The organism is Pseudalkalibacillus sp. A8 (assembly GCF_045920555.1).
Taxonomy (GTDB): domain Bacteria; phylum Bacillota; class Bacilli; order Bacillales; family Fictibacillaceae; genus Pseudalkalibacillus.
The window spans coordinates 1,111,155-1,127,412 of record NZ_CP174509.1 but is presented as its reverse complement, the minus strand read 5'-3'; the positions used below and the strand labels follow the sequence as shown (position 1 = coordinate 1,127,412).

21 protein-coding genes and 2 pseudogenes are annotated in these 16,258 nt (G+C 40.3%); 6 read left to right on the top strand and 17 right to left on the bottom strand.

Translation table 11 applies throughout. From position 1 onward, the window contains the following. Positions 1-51 precede the first annotated feature (51 nt). The gene (locus tag ACJROX_RS05895; protein ID WP_408009827.1) at positions 52-828 is read right to left on the bottom strand and encodes a cyanophycinase; all 777 of its coding nucleotides are present in this window, start codon (positions 826-828) and stop codon (positions 52-54) included. Positions 829-853: 25 nt separating this feature from the next. After that, complete coding sequence (locus ACJROX_RS05890) at positions 854-1,069, bottom strand: YozQ family protein (protein ID WP_408009826.1); 216 nt, start codon at positions 1,067-1,069, stop codon at positions 854-856. A gap of 167 nt (positions 1,070-1,236) precedes the next feature. On the opposite strand from ACJROX_RS05890, the gene ACJROX_RS05885 reads away from it, so the two are divergent. Continuing rightward, on the top strand, positions 1,237-1,854 hold the full coding sequence (locus ACJROX_RS05885; protein WP_408009825.1) for a DUF421 domain-containing protein: 618 nt from the start codon (positions 1,237-1,239) through the stop codon (positions 1,852-1,854). 72 nt (positions 1,855-1,926) lie between these two features. Here ACJROX_RS05885 and ACJROX_RS05880 read toward each other — a convergent pair whose 3' ends face one another. The 10 genes and pseudogenes from ACJROX_RS05880 to ACJROX_RS05835 all read right to left on the bottom strand — a co-directional run bounded on the left by ACJROX_RS05880 (position 1,927) and on the right by ACJROX_RS05835 (position 9,224). Further along, positions 1,927-2,463, bottom strand: coding sequence for a bifunctional transcriptional activator/DNA repair enzyme AdaA (locus ACJROX_RS05880; RefSeq protein ID WP_408011590.1), 537 nt, complete (start codon positions 2,461-2,463; stop codon positions 1,927-1,929). Positions 2,464-2,481: 18 nt separating this feature from the next. After that, positions 2,482-3,762, bottom strand: a pseudogene (locus ACJROX_RS05875) (APC family permease); the annotation flags it as partial. Between the two features lie 114 nt (positions 3,763-3,876). Continuing rightward, entirely contained in the window at positions 3,877-4,239 is a 363-nt protein-coding gene (locus ACJROX_RS05870; RefSeq protein ID WP_408009824.1) for a YybH family protein, read from the bottom strand. Between the two features lie 160 nt (positions 4,240-4,399). Then, positions 4,400-4,831 carry an N-acetyltransferase family protein gene (locus ACJROX_RS05865; protein ID WP_408009823.1) on the bottom strand — a complete coding sequence of 144 codons (432 nt, stop codon included), beginning with the start codon at positions 4,829-4,831 and terminating at the stop codon, positions 4,400-4,402. 165 nt (positions 4,832-4,996) lie between these two features. Further along, complete coding sequence (locus ACJROX_RS05860; RefSeq protein WP_408009822.1) at positions 4,997-5,944, bottom strand: DMT family transporter; 948 nt, start codon at positions 5,942-5,944, stop codon at positions 4,997-4,999. A 426-nt stretch (positions 5,945-6,370) separates the two neighbouring features. Beyond that, complete coding sequence (locus ACJROX_RS05855) at positions 6,371-6,796, bottom strand: GNAT family N-acetyltransferase (protein ID WP_408009821.1); 426 nt, start codon at positions 6,794-6,796, stop codon at positions 6,371-6,373. Beyond that, the gene (locus tag ACJROX_RS05850) at positions 6,793-7,680 is read right to left on the bottom strand and encodes an aminoglycoside 6-adenylyltransferase (RefSeq protein WP_408009820.1); all 888 of its coding nucleotides are present in this window, start codon (positions 7,678-7,680) and stop codon (positions 6,793-6,795) included. The genes ACJROX_RS05855 and ACJROX_RS05850 overlap by 4 nt, the downstream gene beginning before the upstream one ends. 196 nt (positions 7,681-7,876) lie before the next feature. Then, positions 7,877-8,338, bottom strand: a complete 462-nt coding sequence (locus tag ACJROX_RS05845) for a hypothetical protein (RefSeq protein ID WP_408011589.1) — start codon at positions 8,336-8,338, stop codon at positions 7,877-7,879. A 268-nt stretch (positions 8,339-8,606) separates the two neighbouring features. Continuing rightward, a complete protein-coding gene (locus ACJROX_RS05840) occupies positions 8,607-8,819 on the bottom strand; it encodes a hypothetical protein (protein ID WP_408009819.1) in 213 nt (70 codons plus the stop codon). 264 nt (positions 8,820-9,083) lie between these two features. Beyond that, a complete protein-coding gene (locus ACJROX_RS05835; RefSeq protein ID WP_408009818.1) occupies positions 9,084-9,224 on the bottom strand; it encodes a hypothetical protein in 141 nt (46 codons plus the stop codon). A 97-nt stretch (positions 9,225-9,321) separates the two neighbouring features. Here ACJROX_RS05835 and ACJROX_RS05830 point away from each other — a divergent pair, with 97 nt between their 5' ends. Beyond that, entirely contained in the window at positions 9,322-10,293 is a 972-nt protein-coding gene (locus ACJROX_RS05830; RefSeq protein WP_408009817.1) for a LacI family DNA-binding transcriptional regulator, read from the top strand. Between the two features lie 138 nt (positions 10,294-10,431). On the opposite strand, the pseudogene ACJROX_RS05825 reads toward ACJROX_RS05830, so the two are convergent. Next, positions 10,432-11,619 (bottom strand): annotated as a pseudogene (locus ACJROX_RS05825) (IS3 family transposase). An 84-nt stretch (positions 11,620-11,703) separates the two neighbouring features. Beyond that, complete coding sequence (locus tag ACJROX_RS05820) at positions 11,704-12,801, bottom strand: S8 family peptidase (protein WP_408009816.1); 1,098 nt, start codon at positions 12,799-12,801, stop codon at positions 11,704-11,706. A 236-nt stretch (positions 12,802-13,037) separates the two neighbouring features. On the opposite strand from ACJROX_RS05820, the gene ACJROX_RS05815 reads away from it, so the two are divergent. Genes ACJROX_RS05815 through ACJROX_RS05805 form a run of 3 tightly spaced genes read left to right on the top strand, consistent with a single transcriptional unit; the run spans position 13,038 to position 13,901 of the window. Then, on the top strand, positions 13,038-13,340 hold the full coding sequence (locus ACJROX_RS05815; RefSeq protein ID WP_408009815.1) for a hypothetical protein: 303 nt from the start codon (positions 13,038-13,040) through the stop codon (positions 13,338-13,340). Between the two features lie 37 nt (positions 13,341-13,377). After that, the gene (locus ACJROX_RS05810) at positions 13,378-13,620 is read left to right on the top strand and encodes a hypothetical protein (RefSeq protein ID WP_408009814.1); all 243 of its coding nucleotides are present in this window, start codon (positions 13,378-13,380) and stop codon (positions 13,618-13,620) included. Positions 13,621-13,640: 20 nt separating this feature from the next. Beyond that, positions 13,641-13,901, top strand: coding sequence for a hypothetical protein (locus tag ACJROX_RS05805; RefSeq protein ID WP_408009813.1), 261 nt, complete (start codon positions 13,641-13,643; stop codon positions 13,899-13,901). A gap of 178 nt (positions 13,902-14,079) precedes the next feature. Here the strand turns inward: ACJROX_RS05805 and ACJROX_RS05800 are convergent, their stop codons facing one another. After that, entirely contained in the window at positions 14,080-14,373 is a 294-nt protein-coding gene (locus tag ACJROX_RS05800) for a hypothetical protein (protein WP_408009812.1), read from the bottom strand. Further along, positions 14,360-14,674, bottom strand: coding sequence for a hypothetical protein (locus ACJROX_RS05795; protein ID WP_408009810.1), 315 nt, complete (start codon positions 14,672-14,674; stop codon positions 14,360-14,362). Before ACJROX_RS05795 ends, ACJROX_RS05800 begins: the two co-directional genes overlap by 14 nt. Positions 14,675-14,895: 221 nt before the next feature. Here ACJROX_RS05795 and ACJROX_RS05790 point away from each other — a divergent pair, with 221 nt between their 5' ends. Then, positions 14,896-15,126: an ASCH domain-containing protein gene (locus ACJROX_RS05790; protein ID WP_408011588.1), complete on the top strand. Its 231-nt coding sequence runs from the start codon at positions 14,896-14,898 to the stop codon at positions 15,124-15,126. Positions 15,127-15,264: 138 nt separating this feature from the next. Here ACJROX_RS05790 and ACJROX_RS05785 read toward each other — a convergent pair whose 3' ends face one another. After that, entirely contained in the window at positions 15,265-16,191 is a 927-nt protein-coding gene (locus tag ACJROX_RS05785; RefSeq protein ID WP_408009809.1) for a GNAT family N-acetyltransferase, read from the bottom strand. Positions 16,192-16,258: the final 67 nt, after the last annotated feature.

Below are 16,258 nucleotides of genomic sequence, written 5' to 3'. Positions count from 1 at the left end.
TAATTCCTAACCTAAAAAAGAAGAGGGCTGAAACTTCAAATCAAGGAGTTCTCAGCCCTCATCCATTTCTACTTGTAATTTACCTGTCTCCATTGAAAACTTGTCTCCGCTCTCCATAAGATGAAGTTCAATTCCTGACACTGATCCTTCATTGGTTTTATCTGCAGCATAAAAGGAAATATTCCGGCCGTCCATGATCGTCACCATGTTCTCCCCCACCGTTCTCAGATGATTTTGTTCATATATGGCAGCTGTATTTTCATCAATTCCGATCCCGACACCCTTTGTCGTTCCTACCTCATAGATCAACCTTCTAAACCGTTCCCTTTGGGAGAAATGCTGGTCGATAATCAGGTTGGTGATGAAACCGAATCCATCCTTCATCGAAATATCTTTGATTTCATGATTCTCTTCTTCAGCCTGGACAATCATTTTACTTCCCCAAATTGAAGCCCCTGCGCTCGTCCCGGCTAACAGCAATCCATTTTCCCATTTTTCCTTCATTTTTGTCAGGAAATCGCTTTTATTAAAAACCTCAGACAACTTCTGTTGGTCCCCGCCAGAAAAAAACAATGCATCAATGGTGTCCAGTTTTTCCGCGAATTCCTTTTGCTGGACGTTCTTTTGGATATCAAAATGAATAATATCTTTCACTTTTAAAGCGTGAAATGCCTTCTTGTAGTCTTTGAATACATCATCAGGGACACTGCTTGCTGTTGTTACAACTCCTATGCTTCCATAATCGCAGAGTTCTGCAAACATCTTCAGGATTTCTTTATTTCCTTGTTTATCTTCATGGCCCCCTATTAACATGATTTTCCCTGGCATAGTGTTTCACACCCCGTCGATTTACTTAACGATTGTACCCTTTTCTTGGTATTTTTTCGTCTGTCCCATTGATATCATCAATCTTGCCATCAATCGTCCCTTCAACCAACGTATCACTTGTTTGTTCGTGGGTCATTGCCATGCCTGAACTTAATTCTGAATTCTTTTCATAATCAGAGGGATCATAGTTCTTTCCTGCAACCTTGTCGCTATCTTTAAAGTCCTTCTTTCTTGTATCCATTAAAAAGCCTCCAAGTGTTTTTATTTTTCGTTATAAAAGTTTTTCCGAAGAACCTATAAGCTATCCAAAAACAAGATGGACAATATTTTACAGGGAAAAAGAATTGCTGATCGTGCGGTGAATAAAATGCACCTTTTGATGTGAGGATATGAATAGGAGGTGTAAGAATGGATTTCGATTGGATATGGAAAGCCGTGTTAATTATCGTGGTTGGTACTTTTTTATTGCGTATAGCAGGGAGAAAGTCCATCTCACAGATGACCTTGCCCCAAACTGTAATCATGATCGCAATCGGTTCCCTCTTAATACAGCCCGTTGCAGGAAAAAATTTATGGACTACCTTTCTTGTAGGTACTATTCTTGTATTGACTTTAGTTGCCATGGAATTCATACAACTCAAATTCAACCCTGCAGAGAAATTGATTACTGGGAAATCAAAAATTATTATTGAAAATGGAACCTTGAAGGAATCTAATCTAAAAAAGATGCGTTTCACGGTTGATCAACTTGAAATGAAATTACGCCAGCAAAACGTAACCGCTATAGAGAATGTTAAATGGGCAACCCTCGAACCTAATGGGCAAATCGGGTATATGCTGAAAAATGATGCACAGCCTGTTACCAAAAAGGAATTCCAACAATTAAAACAGGATATCGAGGATATAAAAAGGCTTTTGAATCCAAATGCAGCAATCAATCAACCACAAGCTCAGGGAAACCAGACAAAGGATTTGTTTTCTGAAATTGAAAACAACACCTCCCCTTCACCAAAACATCTTCAATGACTATTAAATGCAGTTGAGGATGTAATCAGAGATTGAGATTATACGTATATAAAAACCTTAGAGGTCATCTGTTTATTCAATCTTTTTACAAAATTCTTTTGGTGAACAACTGGTTTCCCTTTTAAAGGCTTTATAAAAACTTGACAGTGTTTCATAACCGATTTGAAAGCATATTTCCGTACTGGTGAGTTCGGTCGATTCTAAAAGGGTGATCGCTTTTCGGATTCTTAACTTTTCTAAATACTTATGTGGTGTAAAACCCGTTTTTTCTTTGAAAATCCGATTCAGATAAAACTGGCTGACTCCGATTTCGTCAGCTAAATGATTCAAGGTGAGCTTTTCATGATAGGTTTCTTCTAAGAACGTTTTCGCTTTTTCTACGAGAGCATTTTGCGGATCATAATCAAGTGTATACAAATCCGGTCGGCATCTTTTGCAAGGTCGAAATCCACTGTGAAGTGCATCATCAGCTGTTATGAAAAAGACGGTGTTTTCATAATTGGGAGCTTTGGATTTACAAGAGGGTCGGCAGAAAATGCCAGTCGTTTTTACCGCATAATAGAATGTATTATCAAAACGTGCGTCACACTTAATTGTTGCTTCCCACATTTTTTGATCGTCAGGTCTTTTGATGTTGTCATATGATCTCAACCTACCTTTTTGAGTAACAAAATATCGTTGGAACACCATATACCCTGCATATAATCCTGTGACGATGACCGGAACAAAAATATACATTTCGAAAAACGGAAGGACAAGGATACAAAGGATGAGTGCGGCCAACGAACACCACCAAGGCAATGTTTTGAATTTTAATAACTTTATGCCGGATGCCATCGATAATATATAAACTAAAATCCCTAAGGATGTCGGAATAAATAAAATATCATTGAATGTCTTGGATGCCAATTCTGTTACAATCACGCCAGCAGCAGCAAAAACGATTACAAAAACGACCATCCTTCTCGGAATATGATTGATCGGGTGCAAAGTTGAAAGTGTTTTTGGAAAGGCACCATCACGACTTAACGAAAATCCCAGTTGAGTGAGGCTTGCAACAAACGCATTTGATGTCCCTGTACAGATGATGAACGCCAGGATTGCTGTTACCCCTTTCGCATTTATCCCTACTATATCCCCCATTATAACACCGACAGGAGATAGATCACTCTCTATATTCCCGAAGGTCCCTGTCCCGATCGTTACAAAGCTTAACGCCAAGAACAGAAGACCGATAATGATCGCACTAATGAGGGTACTTTTTACAATGTCTTTCTCTGGGTGTTTGAAGTTGTTTGCTAAATTACAAATTGCTTCCCATCCAAAAAAAGACCAGAATATGATGGTTACTGCTGTGCCTATTGAATACCAGCCATTTGAAACGAAAGGAGTGAAATAACCCCATTCGATTTTAGGTATGGACACTGATACCGCTAAAAGTAATAATCCAAGCAGGCAAGCACTCAAGAGCAAGGCTACTTTCCCACTTACCTCTATACCATAGAAATTCGAAATACCTGCGATTGTAAGTATCAGTAACGCAACCACCATGTTTTCAAGTTTAGTAAACCCAAACGCCTGGCTGACATAAAAAGCACCTGTCATAGAAACGACTGTTTGCCCTACAGCTGCCGTCACAAAATAAAACCAACCGACTATATTTCCAAAGTGATACCCGAATGCTTTTCGGACAAATGTTGCTGCTCCCCCTGCATCAGCATATTCACGTGAAAGACAAGCAAAAGAATAAGCGAGCGGAAAACCGATCATGATGACAATCAACCAGGATACCAATGACGCTGGCCCTGCAGTTGAAGCTGTAACACCAGTTAAAAACAGTACGCCCGAACCTAAAATCGCAGCAATATACAAAGCAATTCCTTCAAATAAACCAATTGACCTTTTCATTCTCTACACCCCTTCTTTTCTTCCAACCTATCAATGATTGATAAGTCATTCATCGCTTTTCTTGCTGTCTAATTCTTTTCAGAATAGGTACGGGGCATAAGAAAAGAGCAGTGGTCAGCTGCTCAAATGTTCATGCTTCAGTTTCCATGATCCGTTTTCATCTTTCACAAAAACATTGGTTGCACGCCCTGTGCCAGAGGCAAATTCTCCTTCATAAAATTCTTCCCATATGAATGTATACAAACAAACTGCTGAGTGGTCATCGACAGAGATCCACTGGACATCGGCGGCACGATAGATTTCGTCGCGGATTGTATCCCAAGCATTTTCGAAATAATCCTTTATTTCCTCTTTAGTGACACAGGTTTTATCCGAGAACCAATAGACCACTCCATCAGCTAAAAGCCTTTCTATATTGTCAAAATCATGCGTATTCGTTGCGGATATGTAATCATCTAACGCTTTTTCATAACCCATATCGTTCCACCCTTCCCATTATGGAATTAACTTCTCAATATTCAGTGAATGAATATTGAGACTCATAAAATGTATACATATTACCGCTCTTATTCGATGCCGACCTTATTGCTTCTTCGTTCCATCAGTATGACATCCCGCCACACTCCAGCCATTTTGCCTATTCTTTCTCTTCGTCCCACTTTCTGAATCCTGCTTTTTTATGTAATGCCATACTAGATCGGTTTTCAGGAAAAATACCTGCCTGGAGTGTCCATATGCCGTATTTTTCACTCCTGTTTATCAGGAAATCGAGCAGTTTTGTTCCAATGCCTCTTCCTTGGCTCTTTTGACTGACATACACACTCACTTCTGCAACGCCGGTATAGACACACCTATTTGAAACAGGAGTTAACGCAGCCCATCCTATCATTTCTTCTTCATACCTTGCCACGAACCTGCAGTCAGGTAAATGGCCGCTGTCCCAAATTTCCCAAGAGGGAGTTTCCATTTCAAAAGTGGCATTCCCGGTGTCAATACCTTCCTGGTAAATTTCTTTCACCTGATCCCAGTCCTTTTCAGTCATGTTGTCAATCACTAGGGTAAGATCCATTCTGTCATCTCCTGTCCATCTTATATGTCTTATCCATTTCTATTCCCACCTTTCTAATCCTGCAAAGAAAACTTGGCAAAACCAAGCCTGTGGCGACTGAGCCATAGTTGGTCTTATACTTTCTTATAGAGCAAGAAAAACGCCTTCTGAGTTCGAAGACGCCTTTCAATTAAATCTATTCACAGCAGAGGTGGATTTTTTATAAATGAAATGCGGATTGGACGCTAAAATAACCCCGGATAAAATGAACAAACCTCCGACCACCTGTGCTGCAACCAATTGTTCACCTGCAAAAGCAACCGCTAAGATCGTTGTGAAAAATACGATAAGGTGCAAGTAATTCGATGCCCTTGCTGGTCCGACCTTCATGACACCTTCATTCCAACAGATGAACGAGACGATACTTGGAAAAATCCCCAGGTAAACGATTGCCAAGAGGGCTTCGAGCGGCAATACGTCTAAAGGAATGCTTCGATATGATCTTTCGTAAAATGCGAATGGGATTAAACTGATAATTGCAATGAAAATCGTCACGATGAATGTCGTTTTCTTCGGTAGATCTACGCCGAATTTTTTCATCAAGACCGAATAGATGGAAAAAAGGATGACGGCTGCAAACACCAAAAGATCGCCGGGATTGATCCTTAGAGCCAGCAGTGTCTCTAAATGTCCGCCAGTTATGACGATGAACACACCTGCAAACGATAGGATCACACCGAGGTATTGGATTTTAAAGAGATTATCTTTCAAAAAGATCACGGAGAGTAATACCATCAATAGTGGTGCCAAAGAATTGACCAAAGAAGCATTGATTGAAGTGGTGTACTGGACGGCAAGATACAACAGCGTGTTGAATCCAGCAACACCAGTCAATGCCATAACGGTAAGCACTTTCCAATGTTTCTGGATGATCATTTTATTTTTCTTCAAGTCCTTGATGATAAAAGGAAGAAATACAAGAAAAGCTACCGACCAGCGAACAAGCGAAAGCTGGACAGGAGGAATGACATTAACGAGTATTCGACTGATGACGAAATTCGTACCCCAGAAGAATGTGGCAATGACCAGCAACAGATAAGGGAGATCCTGCAATTTTGATAAAACGGTCCTCATTTTCATCGTCTCCTGATTCGAAAAATAGTTTTAGCTAGTTTACTTGATTCCGCGGTTTGTGACAACCAATAAGCACAAGACAATTTGGTAGGCTTAAAAAGCAGTTTAAACTGCTTTTTGTTGTACGTTTCGGAACTATTGCCCCCTATTGTTGGACTTTGTACTTTTTTTAAATCTAAAAATCATAAGCAGAACATAGATGTGGAAGATAATTGCACCGTTTTGAATGGAGATTACACGATTTCAGTGGACAATTGCACGAGTATTAAAATAATTGCACGGTTTCAGCGGATGATTGCACCATTTTAAAAATAATTGCATATTTCTAAGATGGATTGCACGGTTCAACGGTTTATTGCATCAACTTCCAGTTTTTATTGATTCACTCTAAAACAGAAAGACGCCATCGAACAGATAGCGTCCATTTTATTCATTCTGTTTTTTAAAATAAAAGATTTCCCGGTCTTCTTCATCCAAGTTTTCAAGGTATCCGCTTTTCACATACCCTAATGACGAAAACACTTTAACCATTCGATCATTGGATTCGTTCGTGGACGAAAATATTTTCTTAGTTGGGGAGATCCTTTCAAAGTATTGTATCAAGCTACTCGCTATGCCCTTTCTTCTTTCCGAAGGAGGGACGATGATAAGGGAAATGAAGCTGCAATCAAAAAAATCAGTGTTATAGATTAAAAACCCTACGAGGAAAGAATCCGAGCGTGCAACAAGACACCTTCCCTCCAAGATAGCTTTTTCGATCGTTGATTTCCGATTCATATTCCCGAATACTGTTTCATCAATTTGTAAAAGGTCTTCTGAATCCTGTATTTCTGCTGCAGCTGCTCGGATCATTTGCCTTCCCCTTGCAGAATTTGTGTCTCTGCATCTTTAGGAAGATGTTGAACACTTCTCAGATAGGCCGAGACCTTCTGAGCATCTTCATAAGGATAGTCATATTCGAAGTGGTCTGCTACGCTTATCGCTTTTTTCCTGAAGAGGCCACACATTGCAAACAGGGCATCCCAAATTTTATCAAAATCAGGGCCAGGATAGGTCGCAACAAATTGATTCCAGTCCTCTTCATCCAGGAAGTCTCTGAAGTACTTCCCGAATTTGCCTGCACTTTTGCTGAAGTCCGTCTGGATGCCGATATCCCATTCGATCATCTGGATCAGGACATTCCGGTTCACCTGCTCGTACATGAACATGACATAGGACAATTCTTCCCGCCAAATCCCTTTGCTGATATTCAAACAAATCCACCAGAACTCATTACACGTATCCTCGAATTCTTTTTCACCAGGCTCCTTTATATGGAAATCCCGATCATCAGCTGGTGGCATATCACTTACAAGATCATCCTTATCCAGAAGTGGAATGCTAAGGCTATCCCAATTGTAATCATCTATCATTTTTACTGGGATCAGTGTCAAGTCAATCCGATTACCATCCATGAATTGCATGAGATAAGGGAATTTGCCGTCTTTTTCGGCCGGCGGGAGCACTTTATCCTCTGGCATCTGCATCATGATCCTCTCTCCGAAGTAATCCACCCAGCTATGGTCATCTGTAAAAGAGGCAATGTCATTTACAAGATAAACAATGTCATAATCTTGGAAAATGTCTTTCTTGACGTTAGGGTTCACCCGGGAACCGTTCAATACGACCGCTCTTATCCGTTCATCGTTTTCAGCTTTTGACAGGATTAAATCCATCATTTCTTTCTCCGTTCTCATAACCAAACCTCCATTTTTTGTTTTATACACTTCCGTTGAAGCCTTTTTACGGTGGAGGTCGGGCATAAGATGGAGTCGTTAATCGTTACAACTTATCAAAGTCCTTTTTCATATCAATCGCCTCCGATCAATTCCATAATTCTGTTCCTCTTTTTGTTCGATAGCTTTATATAAAATCCTTTTCAGCTGCGAAAAATTATTTCATGACTTTAGCTAAACCGAGTGCGAAATGATTCCAGAGAATTTCTTCCACCAATTCCACTTGGGATGGTTCACCATCTATGATTAGAATCACTTCAGAATGTTTGCCTTTCAGTTTTCTCTTCTTCTTTTTTATGACCATTTCGACAAATAGTCTGATCAAGAACCCTATAAGAAACCCGGTAAACGCTCCGATCAAGCCCCAATATATCGGTCCCCATGCGAGTTTAAACCCGATACTGGCGCCAATTACAGAAAAAGCGGTGGCAAGGGTCATCCCTATGTCCACATGTGAAGTGCCGTCTGACCGATGGATCGTATCGAATAGTTTCCGATCCTCTTGTCGATTATCCAGAGGTACGGCAAATATATTTTCTTTTTTGAACCCATGTTTCTCCAGTGTTGATATCGCCAATTCCAGCGCAGTTGTCGTTTCGAATGTTGAATAGATCTGAATATTCATCACGTCACTTTTTGTCCTTTTACAATCTTGAAGGAAGCGGATTGATACTGATCTTTCAAATAGTCCCTTAACTCTTCTTCACATAATTTATTGTTTTCCACAGTGTTCGTTAAAGAATCATACTACATCGGAGGAGAGTTGAAAGGATATGTTTTGACATGGAAGGAAGTTTCAGAAAAGCGATCAATGAGGATTTTGATTGAAGAGCCATTAAGCAACCTGATGTTTGCATTGGCTGGAAAAGGACCATTGTGGATCGAGTCTAAGAGTGTATTACAACCATCCATGTCCAAAATATCGATTTTTTTCCGATGAGGTCCTCTTTTCCCGTTATATCCAGCTTGAAGTTCATTTGTTCAATCATGTTTACGGCATAATCATTGATGAATGAAATATCGAGATGAGTATCCAGGATAAAAATATTGTCCCCTATTTTGTCTAGAACGGCGATGGTATCCATAGGCAATGAATTCATAATCCAATCCCCCGTTTTTATTTTTTAACCACCCTAAAGCGACATTAGAAAAAGACATGCCTATTCTTATACTCTCTATGTAATTTTAAGAAGACCTTTTTTAAAAATAATATCAATAAATTGGTAGAAATGGTATATGAACTTTGAAAAAAGCGCACTTTTCATAGAGAAAAGTGCGCCTAATGTCATGGTTATCTTGTGTGCCAGGCACCTTCTGAAATCCGTTGGGGCATAAGGGCTGAATTTTGGTGCCTGGTATACAAATTAAGGGCGCTTTTCATAAAAAAAATCCTCGTATTTTTCATATTGCTTCTTACTGGACTCCGGTTTTGTTCTCAGTACGAAATGGGCTCCTGCCAATTCCACCAGACATAAAGAGATCAATGCAATGAAACCACTTAACATGCTTAACACATCCTTTATATGGTTTAATTGATTTGACTATAATGTATGAAACGCGTTTCATAGCAAGTGTTATTATCAAAAATAGAGGTGAGGTTCCGTGGCGAATATACGAGATGTAGCGAAGACGGCAGGGGTTTCAGTAACGACGGTTTCAAGAGTCCTGAACAACCATCCCTATGTGAGTGAAGAAAAAAGAAAGCTTGTCTTAGAAGCGATTGAAGAGATGAATTATCATATCAATATCAACGCTGTCCATTTAACAAAGGGTGTAACAAAACTGATTGGAGTTGTCATCCCTTTTATCAATCACCCCTACTTCAGTTCCATTCTTGATGGGATTGCGAACGAAGCCCGAAAGAATAATTACAAGTTGATTCTTTTTCAAACGGATTATGATTTGGACAAGGAAATCGAAGCATTGGAAATGTTGAGGATGAAGCAAATTGACAGCTTGATCATCTGCTCGCGTGAATGTGAATGGAGCATTATTGAGGAGTATGAAACTTACGGATCCATCGTCGTATGTGAGGACGGGCAGAATCAAAACGTAAAATCAGTGTACATCGATCACTATCAAGCTTTTAAAATCGGATTGGATTTTCTGATCAATCGTGGCCATAGACAAATAGGGTATTGTATCGGCAGACGGACAGGGAAGAACAGTAAACAAAGAGAATCAGCCTACCTTGACACGTTGGACAAGATAGGTGAACCTGTTCGTGAAGAATGGATATTCGATCACTCCTACACCATTGAAGATGGTGAAAAAGTGGTCCATCATCTTTTGCGTCTAGCGGAAAAACCGACTGCATTGTTGGTGACGAGTGATCAGGTAGCTGCTGGGATCCTGATGCAGTGTTCAAAGGAAAAAATCTTCATCCCTAATGAACTTTCTATCATCGGTTTCGATAACCACCCTATTTCTGAGTACTTGCAACTGACCACCATCGACCTCCCTTTAGAGAATATGGGAATAGAACTTCTTCACGCAGTGTTGAAAGTTGATACTGCCCATCACAAGCAGATGCCTTTCCGTTTAGTTGAACGGAAAACAGTCAAGACGCTCTGAAGCATGGCTAAGGATCATGATTTGAATCGCGACAGATAAAGCGATTATCACGACAAGACTTGGAAAAATCGAGACAATACCTGAAAAAAACACCTTCACTTTGGACTTACCCCTGTCAAGTGGACAGTAGAGAAAAAACTATGCAGCCAGTGTGGACCGATACTCTATTGGAGCACACTGGTTTAATCGTTTTTGGAATCGTTTGTGGTTGTAAAAGTTAATGTATTCTTCAAGTGTTTGCTTGAGTTCTTCAGCTGTTTTACACTGAGTGAAATAAGAGGTTTCCACTTTGAGATGTGAAAAGAACGACTCAATACAAGCATTGTCGATGCAGTTTCCTTTGCGAGAGTGGCTGCCGACCATGCTCATGTTCTCAATGTGGTTACTGTAGTGTTTAGACGTGTATTGGAACCCTTGATCTGAATGGATCATGGCTCCTCTCACGTCTCTTTCTTTTTTTAGAGACGCTAATGTATTGATGACAAGAGGTAAGTCATTTCGATGCGACAACTCCCAAGCTACAATTTCATTGTTAAATAAATCTTGGATCGCAGAAAAGTGATAGAATCGATCTCCTACTCGAATGTATGTAATGTCCGTTACGTAAACTTTGTTCGGTTTATCCACTTTAAATTCTCTCTTTAGTCGGTTTGGATAACTACCGAAGGTTGCTGACCAAAATATGTTCTCTTTTTTCGTATAGTCGATTGGATCTCCAATTCTTTCATGAGTCTATGCACCTTTTTATGATTAACTTGAAAGCCCTTCTTTCTAAGAGCAACCTTAAGTCTAGGCTTACCATAGAAGGGATATTTTCGGTGAATAGCTATCAAGTGTTCTTTTACATCTGCGTCTGTTCCATACGCCCTTGGCGTTTTTCACGACTATCTTTCCACTTGTAATAGCCTTGCCTTGAAACTTTAGCTATTTCTACTAACCAAGTTATAGGATAACGTTTCTTTAATTGATGAATTACTTTAAAACGTTTTACTTTTGGGATGATCCCTCCCCGTGTAGATTGGGATAACGCTTTTTTAAGTAGTCCACCTGGGCCTTAAGGTAATCTCTCTCTTCTTCTACACTGTTAAAGTTCTTACGAAGACGTCCTTTCATTGGGTTTGGACCATGAGATCTAGACCCTCTACCTTCATTTAGTGACTCTCCATTACGTACCTTTTTCACCCAAGCCTTCACTTGTGTGCTATTACGGATACCTAATTGTTGGGCAACATCCTTATAACTCAGACAGCCCTCCTCATACAATGAAACAGCTTGTTGTTTTATTTCTTTAGTATATTTCTTAAATACTTGCCCTTTTTTAGCCATACAAAATCCCCTCCAAGTAGAAGTGTAAAATGGTGTTTTTTCACTGTCTACTTCAAGGGGATAATAACACTTTTAAGGTGTTTTTTAGCGGGGAAGGTTTAACAGGGCATTGTAAGCATTGATGCGACCGAATTCATAAAGTGTCCCTGCACCGGTAACAGGTACGGTGTTCGATTCGATTGTCTGTCTGACTACCTTCGGATTGCGGTTCAGTGATAAAAGCAATGCAGCCAGTCCACTCACTAAAGGTGTCGCCATGGATGTTCCTGAAAGGTAACCGTAATTATGCTGCCCAGTGCCATTAGGATAGGTCGGCAAAGTAGATAAGATATCGACCCCGGGTGCAGCGAGATCGACCCAAGAAGCTCCGAAGTTTGAAAAGAGGGCTTTCGTATCATCCCTATCAACGGCTGCTACACTGATGCATTGCGCAAAAGCTGCTGGATAGTTATGCTGGTTCAGCCCATCATTACCAACCGCTGCCGCCATCAAGACACCCCTGCTTTGGGCATATTTCACGGCATCATGGAGGATTGAACTGAAGGACGTTGTCCCGAGGCTCATGTTGATGACTTTCGCCCCGTTATCCGTAGCGTAGACAATTCCCTGGACAACACTGCTTAAAGAGCCTGTCCCATCATCACCGAGTACTTTGATGTTCATCAAGGTAGGATTGATTGCAAGGCCAGCTACACCGATCCCATTCCTAGTGACAGCTGCTGCTATCCCTGCTACGTGAGTTCCATGACCATCGAAATCTTGTGTGGACGAGGAATCTGAAAAATTGGCATTCAAGATGATTTTAGCTTGTAGATCTGGGTGGGTCGCATCGATACCTGTATCAAGAACAGCAATCGGAACCTTTGTGGAACCTCTGGTTATGTTCCAGGCCCGGGTGGCTACGATCTTCATAACCCCCCATTGTTGTGAAAACAACGGGTCGTTCGGAACAAGCTGTTTTTTGACGATGGCATCTCTTTCCACGTATTCGACTTCATCCCAATTCGCATAACATTGAAGGCAAGTATCGATTTGAGAAGGAGCAGTCTCAACAACCTGAACACCCAATTCCTTTATATCCCGGATCACTTTGGCGTTGGCTAGTCGATGGATCTGAGCACATTTCTGACGAGGGGTTTCGGCGTGAAAACGGATGAGGAGTCTATTAGGGGAGTAATTCATTTTAGTTTTCCTTTACCTCTTTCTATCATTTTTATTAATAGTTTACGCATTTTAGTAGATTCAGGTCACGGCAAGATAGTGAAAATAGGCGGGTCTGATTTGTTTTTTTAAGATTATAAACAGTAAGCACGAATGAACTTGACTTGGGGGATTATTAGGTGCTCGTCTATACATAAATGCACATTCTTCATAGCATGTAGTATATCTTTTTATCTAAATCAAGGGAGGGGTTCAGATTGAGGAAAAAAGGGCTTTTTGATAAAGGGGAAACAGTCCGGCATGCAAAAAAGGAAAGCAAATGTAAAAGTTGTCTTTGCGATCTGCTAAGAGATCTGGAAAAAGGTACTCTGATCAGGCTGGCTTTTCTAGAAGACTTTTTTGAAGCGGATCAGGAATATCGATTTGTATGTTTTGATGAAAAAACGTGCTGTGTAACTTTGATCGATCCTACTGATAACAATGCATTCGTTTTGGACTGTAATGAACTTGTCGCATTTGAAATTGTAAACGTAAATGGACTGCCAGCATCTGCAGAGTAACGTTATACAATAGTTTGATGATAGAAGGAGGGGAATTATGAAAAAACATTTTGATGAGTGTGATACTTGTATCTGTAAGTTATTCCGCAAGTTGGAAACTGGCACTACGATTCAAATTGCCATAGATAACACGGATGAATATTTCGAGAATGAGGACTTTGTTTTCTTGTGTCTAGATGAAAGAAAGTGCTGCATAACCGTAAATCGACCTCAAGAAGATTCGATCGTATTTTTTGATTGCACGCGGATCGCCGGAGTAAAGATTTTTGAGAATGATTAAGAAAAAGGAGGGATATTGTTATGAGTTGTGGATGCAATAAAAAGGATTGTAAAGGTTGTGTTTGTGACCAATTCAAAAAGCTTAGAGTGGGGGATGTCATCCAAATCACCTTAGGGGATGATGAGTTTTTCGAAGATCAGGATTATATCTTCACATGCTTTGATCATAAAGACTGTTGCGTAACTCTGATTGATGCAAGTGATGACAATCCATTCATAGTCGATTGCCAGCGGATCAGAGGGATCAAATTCATTACGAATACTACTCTTGTTAACGGTTAACAATTCAACGTTTTTTACGTAAAAACACGTGTATGCACCTTTTTCATAGACTAAGCCTGTATCTCCTCAGGCCATACTACATGTTTTTAGACGAAAAGCCCTGCAATTTTTTAAAGCAGGGCAATCTGAAATTATTCTTTTATTTCATTTCTTATTATAAAATCCGTAACTCCTTTTATCAGCCGTCTGCCAGCGGGAACGATGGATCCGAATACATCGCAAGATTTCCTTCCCGATCCTCTGGCACGTTCCGGTCTGTCGGTCCAGAACCAGGAATAATGAGTGCGATCGGCGAAGGTTCGTTACTTTCGGAGGCCATCAGTGACCCATATAAAGTGCCTTCTGGTGTTTCAATCGTCAGGAGGTCTTCGTTTTCATCAGGCTGCTCAGCGGTACCATCACCTTTTTCAAGTTCAAAAGGAAAGCTTTGACCTGATTGGGTGAATGTTCCCGTTATTTTACCTTTTTCCAATTTTGATCTTCTGCCCTTGCAGGGGCATTTTAAAATTGACCTTATCCCCATTCAGTTTTATTTCCAATAACCCGAAGTCCTCTACATTTTGTACTGGTATGCTGATCGTACCTGTCAACTCTTCTTTTTCATCAAACTTCACGAGGATGTTGAGTGGTTGGTCAGGTACCTGAATCGCGCCATTCCATGTTCCTTTCAATCGCTCTTCCGATTGCATTTGCTCATGATTCTTCTGATTACTGCATCCGCTGATCACACAAACCATCATGACAAGGATGAGGAGCCTATAAATTTTACTCATCTGAACCTCTTCTATTTATCTGCTTGGTCCATATACGTTTTTATGTGAGTAAGGTCCCTCAGAAAGTGATTTTCTACTAATCCCGTTTTGTCTCGTCTATAGTATAGATGTTTTATAATCTTTTTAGTGTCCCTCGACGATTTACAGGACCTATAACCAGAAAAATTGATGAGGAGCTTGATATGAACGGTTTATTAATCAAATCACCTTGATTCGATCATATATTAGACGGGAGGAAAACATGGGAGATTAGAGGAACGAATCCCATTATCCGGGGGAAGATTGCTCTGATCAAAAGCGGTACAGGGATGATATTCGGTACTGCCGACCTGATTGATTGTAGAAAAATAAGCTTGGAAGAGTATCAACAAGGAGAAGCCTATCATTGTGTTCCTAAAGAGAATCATATCACCCGCACCCTACAAGAATACATATGCATGGGTACTAACTGACCCGAGGCGGTCTAAAACACTATTCCTTATGATCATCCGAAGGGGCAGTCATTTGGGTAAAACTAGCAGGACACAACGGACTCCAAGAACAACTTGGGAAACGGGCTTTCGTATAAACCCGTTTCCCGATGTTTGCTTCTATTTGCTGATGAGTTCAAGATCCCATCGTTCCTCGACTATAGGCGTTTTTGTCCATTCATCATTTTGTGTTTCTTCTGTGAATTTGAAACCAAACTTTTGATAAAGAGAACGGGCTGCATCCAGAACGCTTACTGTCCATAAAAAAACATAGTCATAATTTTGGTTTCTACAGAAATCGATTGCAGTTTCCATAAGTTTCTTGCCGATCCCCATTCCATGATAATTTCTATCGAGCATAAACCAGCGTAGCTGAGCCACTGTGTCACTGTATTTTGTAATCGCTATCGACCCAACAATTTCACCTTCTACTTCAGCGATCCAAAGTTCGCCTCCTTCGTTTTGAAGCCGGAATTCTGTCAACCCCTTCATCACATAGCATTCGAACATTTTTCCAAAATCGTAAGTTTTTTCATAAAACCTTCCATGGAGGTAGGCTACGTAACCGATATCCCCGGGCTTGAATGGCCGTATTACAACATTTGGCTTGTCTGAATGTTGTGACTGGTGAACAGATTCAATGGTTTCCATGGCTGTAACAAGTCTTGTAAGATCGTCCTCCGAGAAATTTTGGATCATTTTCCCTACCCCACGGTTTGCATTTTCAACAAGTTCGTTGTAAATGGCGATTCCATGATCAGTCAGGTAAAGCAGGTATTGTCGTTTATCATTAGACGACTGTTTCTTTTGGATGATCTTTTCATCTTCGAATTTTTGCAAGATACGGCTCATATAACCGCGATCAATGCCAAGGTTTTCTCTGATTTCCGTTGCTGTGCAGCCATTTTTTAAATAAATTTCAGTGATGACCCGAGCTTCTGTAAGGGGAAAAGGCTGGTTATAGATGTCCTGATCGATTTTTCCTAATACGTTTGCATAGAACCTATTGAATTTCCTTACCTTTTCTATGTATTGTTTTGTTGACATGAAAAAGCCCTCCTTTATTATTAAAAAATTCGAACCACTTTAAATGTAAATGATATAGTTGACTTTG

Excerpts from the sequence above, each read along its gene's own strand:
- ACJROX_RS05895 (WP_408009827.1), bottom strand. The coding sequence starts at position 828 with ATGCCAGGGAAAATCATGTTAATAGGGGGCCATGAAGATAAACAAGGA.
- ACJROX_RS05890 (WP_408009826.1), bottom strand. The coding sequence starts at position 1,069 with ATGGATACAAGAAAGAAGGACTTTAAAGATAGCGACAAGGTTGCAGGA.
- ACJROX_RS05885 (WP_408009825.1), top strand. The coding sequence starts at position 1,237 with ATGGATTTCGATTGGATATGGAAAGCCGTGTTAATTATCGTGGTTGGT.
- ACJROX_RS05880 (WP_408011590.1), bottom strand. The coding sequence starts at position 2,463 with ATGTGGGAAGCAACAATTAAGTGTGACGCACGTTTTGATAATACATTC.
- ACJROX_RS05870 (WP_408009824.1), bottom strand. The coding sequence starts at position 4,239 with ATGGGTTATGAAAAAGCGTTAGATGATTACATATCCGCAACGAATACG.
- ACJROX_RS05865 (WP_408009823.1), bottom strand. The coding sequence starts at position 4,831 with ATGGATCTTACCCTAGTGATTGACAACATGACTGAAAAGGACTGGGAT.
- ACJROX_RS05860 (WP_408009822.1), bottom strand. The coding sequence starts at position 5,944 with ATGAGGACCGTTTTATCAAAATTGCAGGATCTCCCTTATCTGTTGCTG.
- ACJROX_RS05855 (WP_408009821.1), bottom strand. The coding sequence starts at position 6,796 with ATGATCCGAGCAGCTGCAGCAGAAATACAGGATTCAGAAGACCTTTTA.
- ACJROX_RS05850 (WP_408009820.1), bottom strand. The coding sequence starts at position 7,680 with ATGAGAACGGAGAAAGAAATGATGGATTTAATCCTGTCAAAAGCTGAA.
- ACJROX_RS05840 (WP_408009819.1), bottom strand. The coding sequence starts at position 8,819 with ATGAATTCATTGCCTATGGATACCATCGCCGTTCTAGACAAAATAGGG.
- ACJROX_RS05835 (WP_408009818.1), bottom strand. The coding sequence starts at position 9,224 with ATGTTAAGTGGTTTCATTGCATTGATCTCTTTATGTCTGGTGGAATTG.
- ACJROX_RS05820 (WP_408009816.1), bottom strand. The coding sequence starts at position 12,801 with ATGAATTACTCCCCTAATAGACTCCTCATCCGTTTTCACGCCGAAACC.
- ACJROX_RS05810 (WP_408009814.1), top strand. The coding sequence starts at position 13,378 with ATGAAAAAACATTTTGATGAGTGTGATACTTGTATCTGTAAGTTATTC.
- ACJROX_RS05805 (WP_408009813.1), top strand. The coding sequence starts at position 13,641 with ATGAGTTGTGGATGCAATAAAAAGGATTGTAAAGGTTGTGTTTGTGAC.
- ACJROX_RS05795 (WP_408009810.1), bottom strand. The coding sequence starts at position 14,674 with ATGAGTAAAATTTATAGGCTCCTCATCCTTGTCATGATGGTTTGTGTG.
- ACJROX_RS05785 (WP_408009809.1), bottom strand. The coding sequence starts at position 16,191 with ATGTCAACAAAACAATACATAGAAAAGGTAAGGAAATTCAATAGGTTC.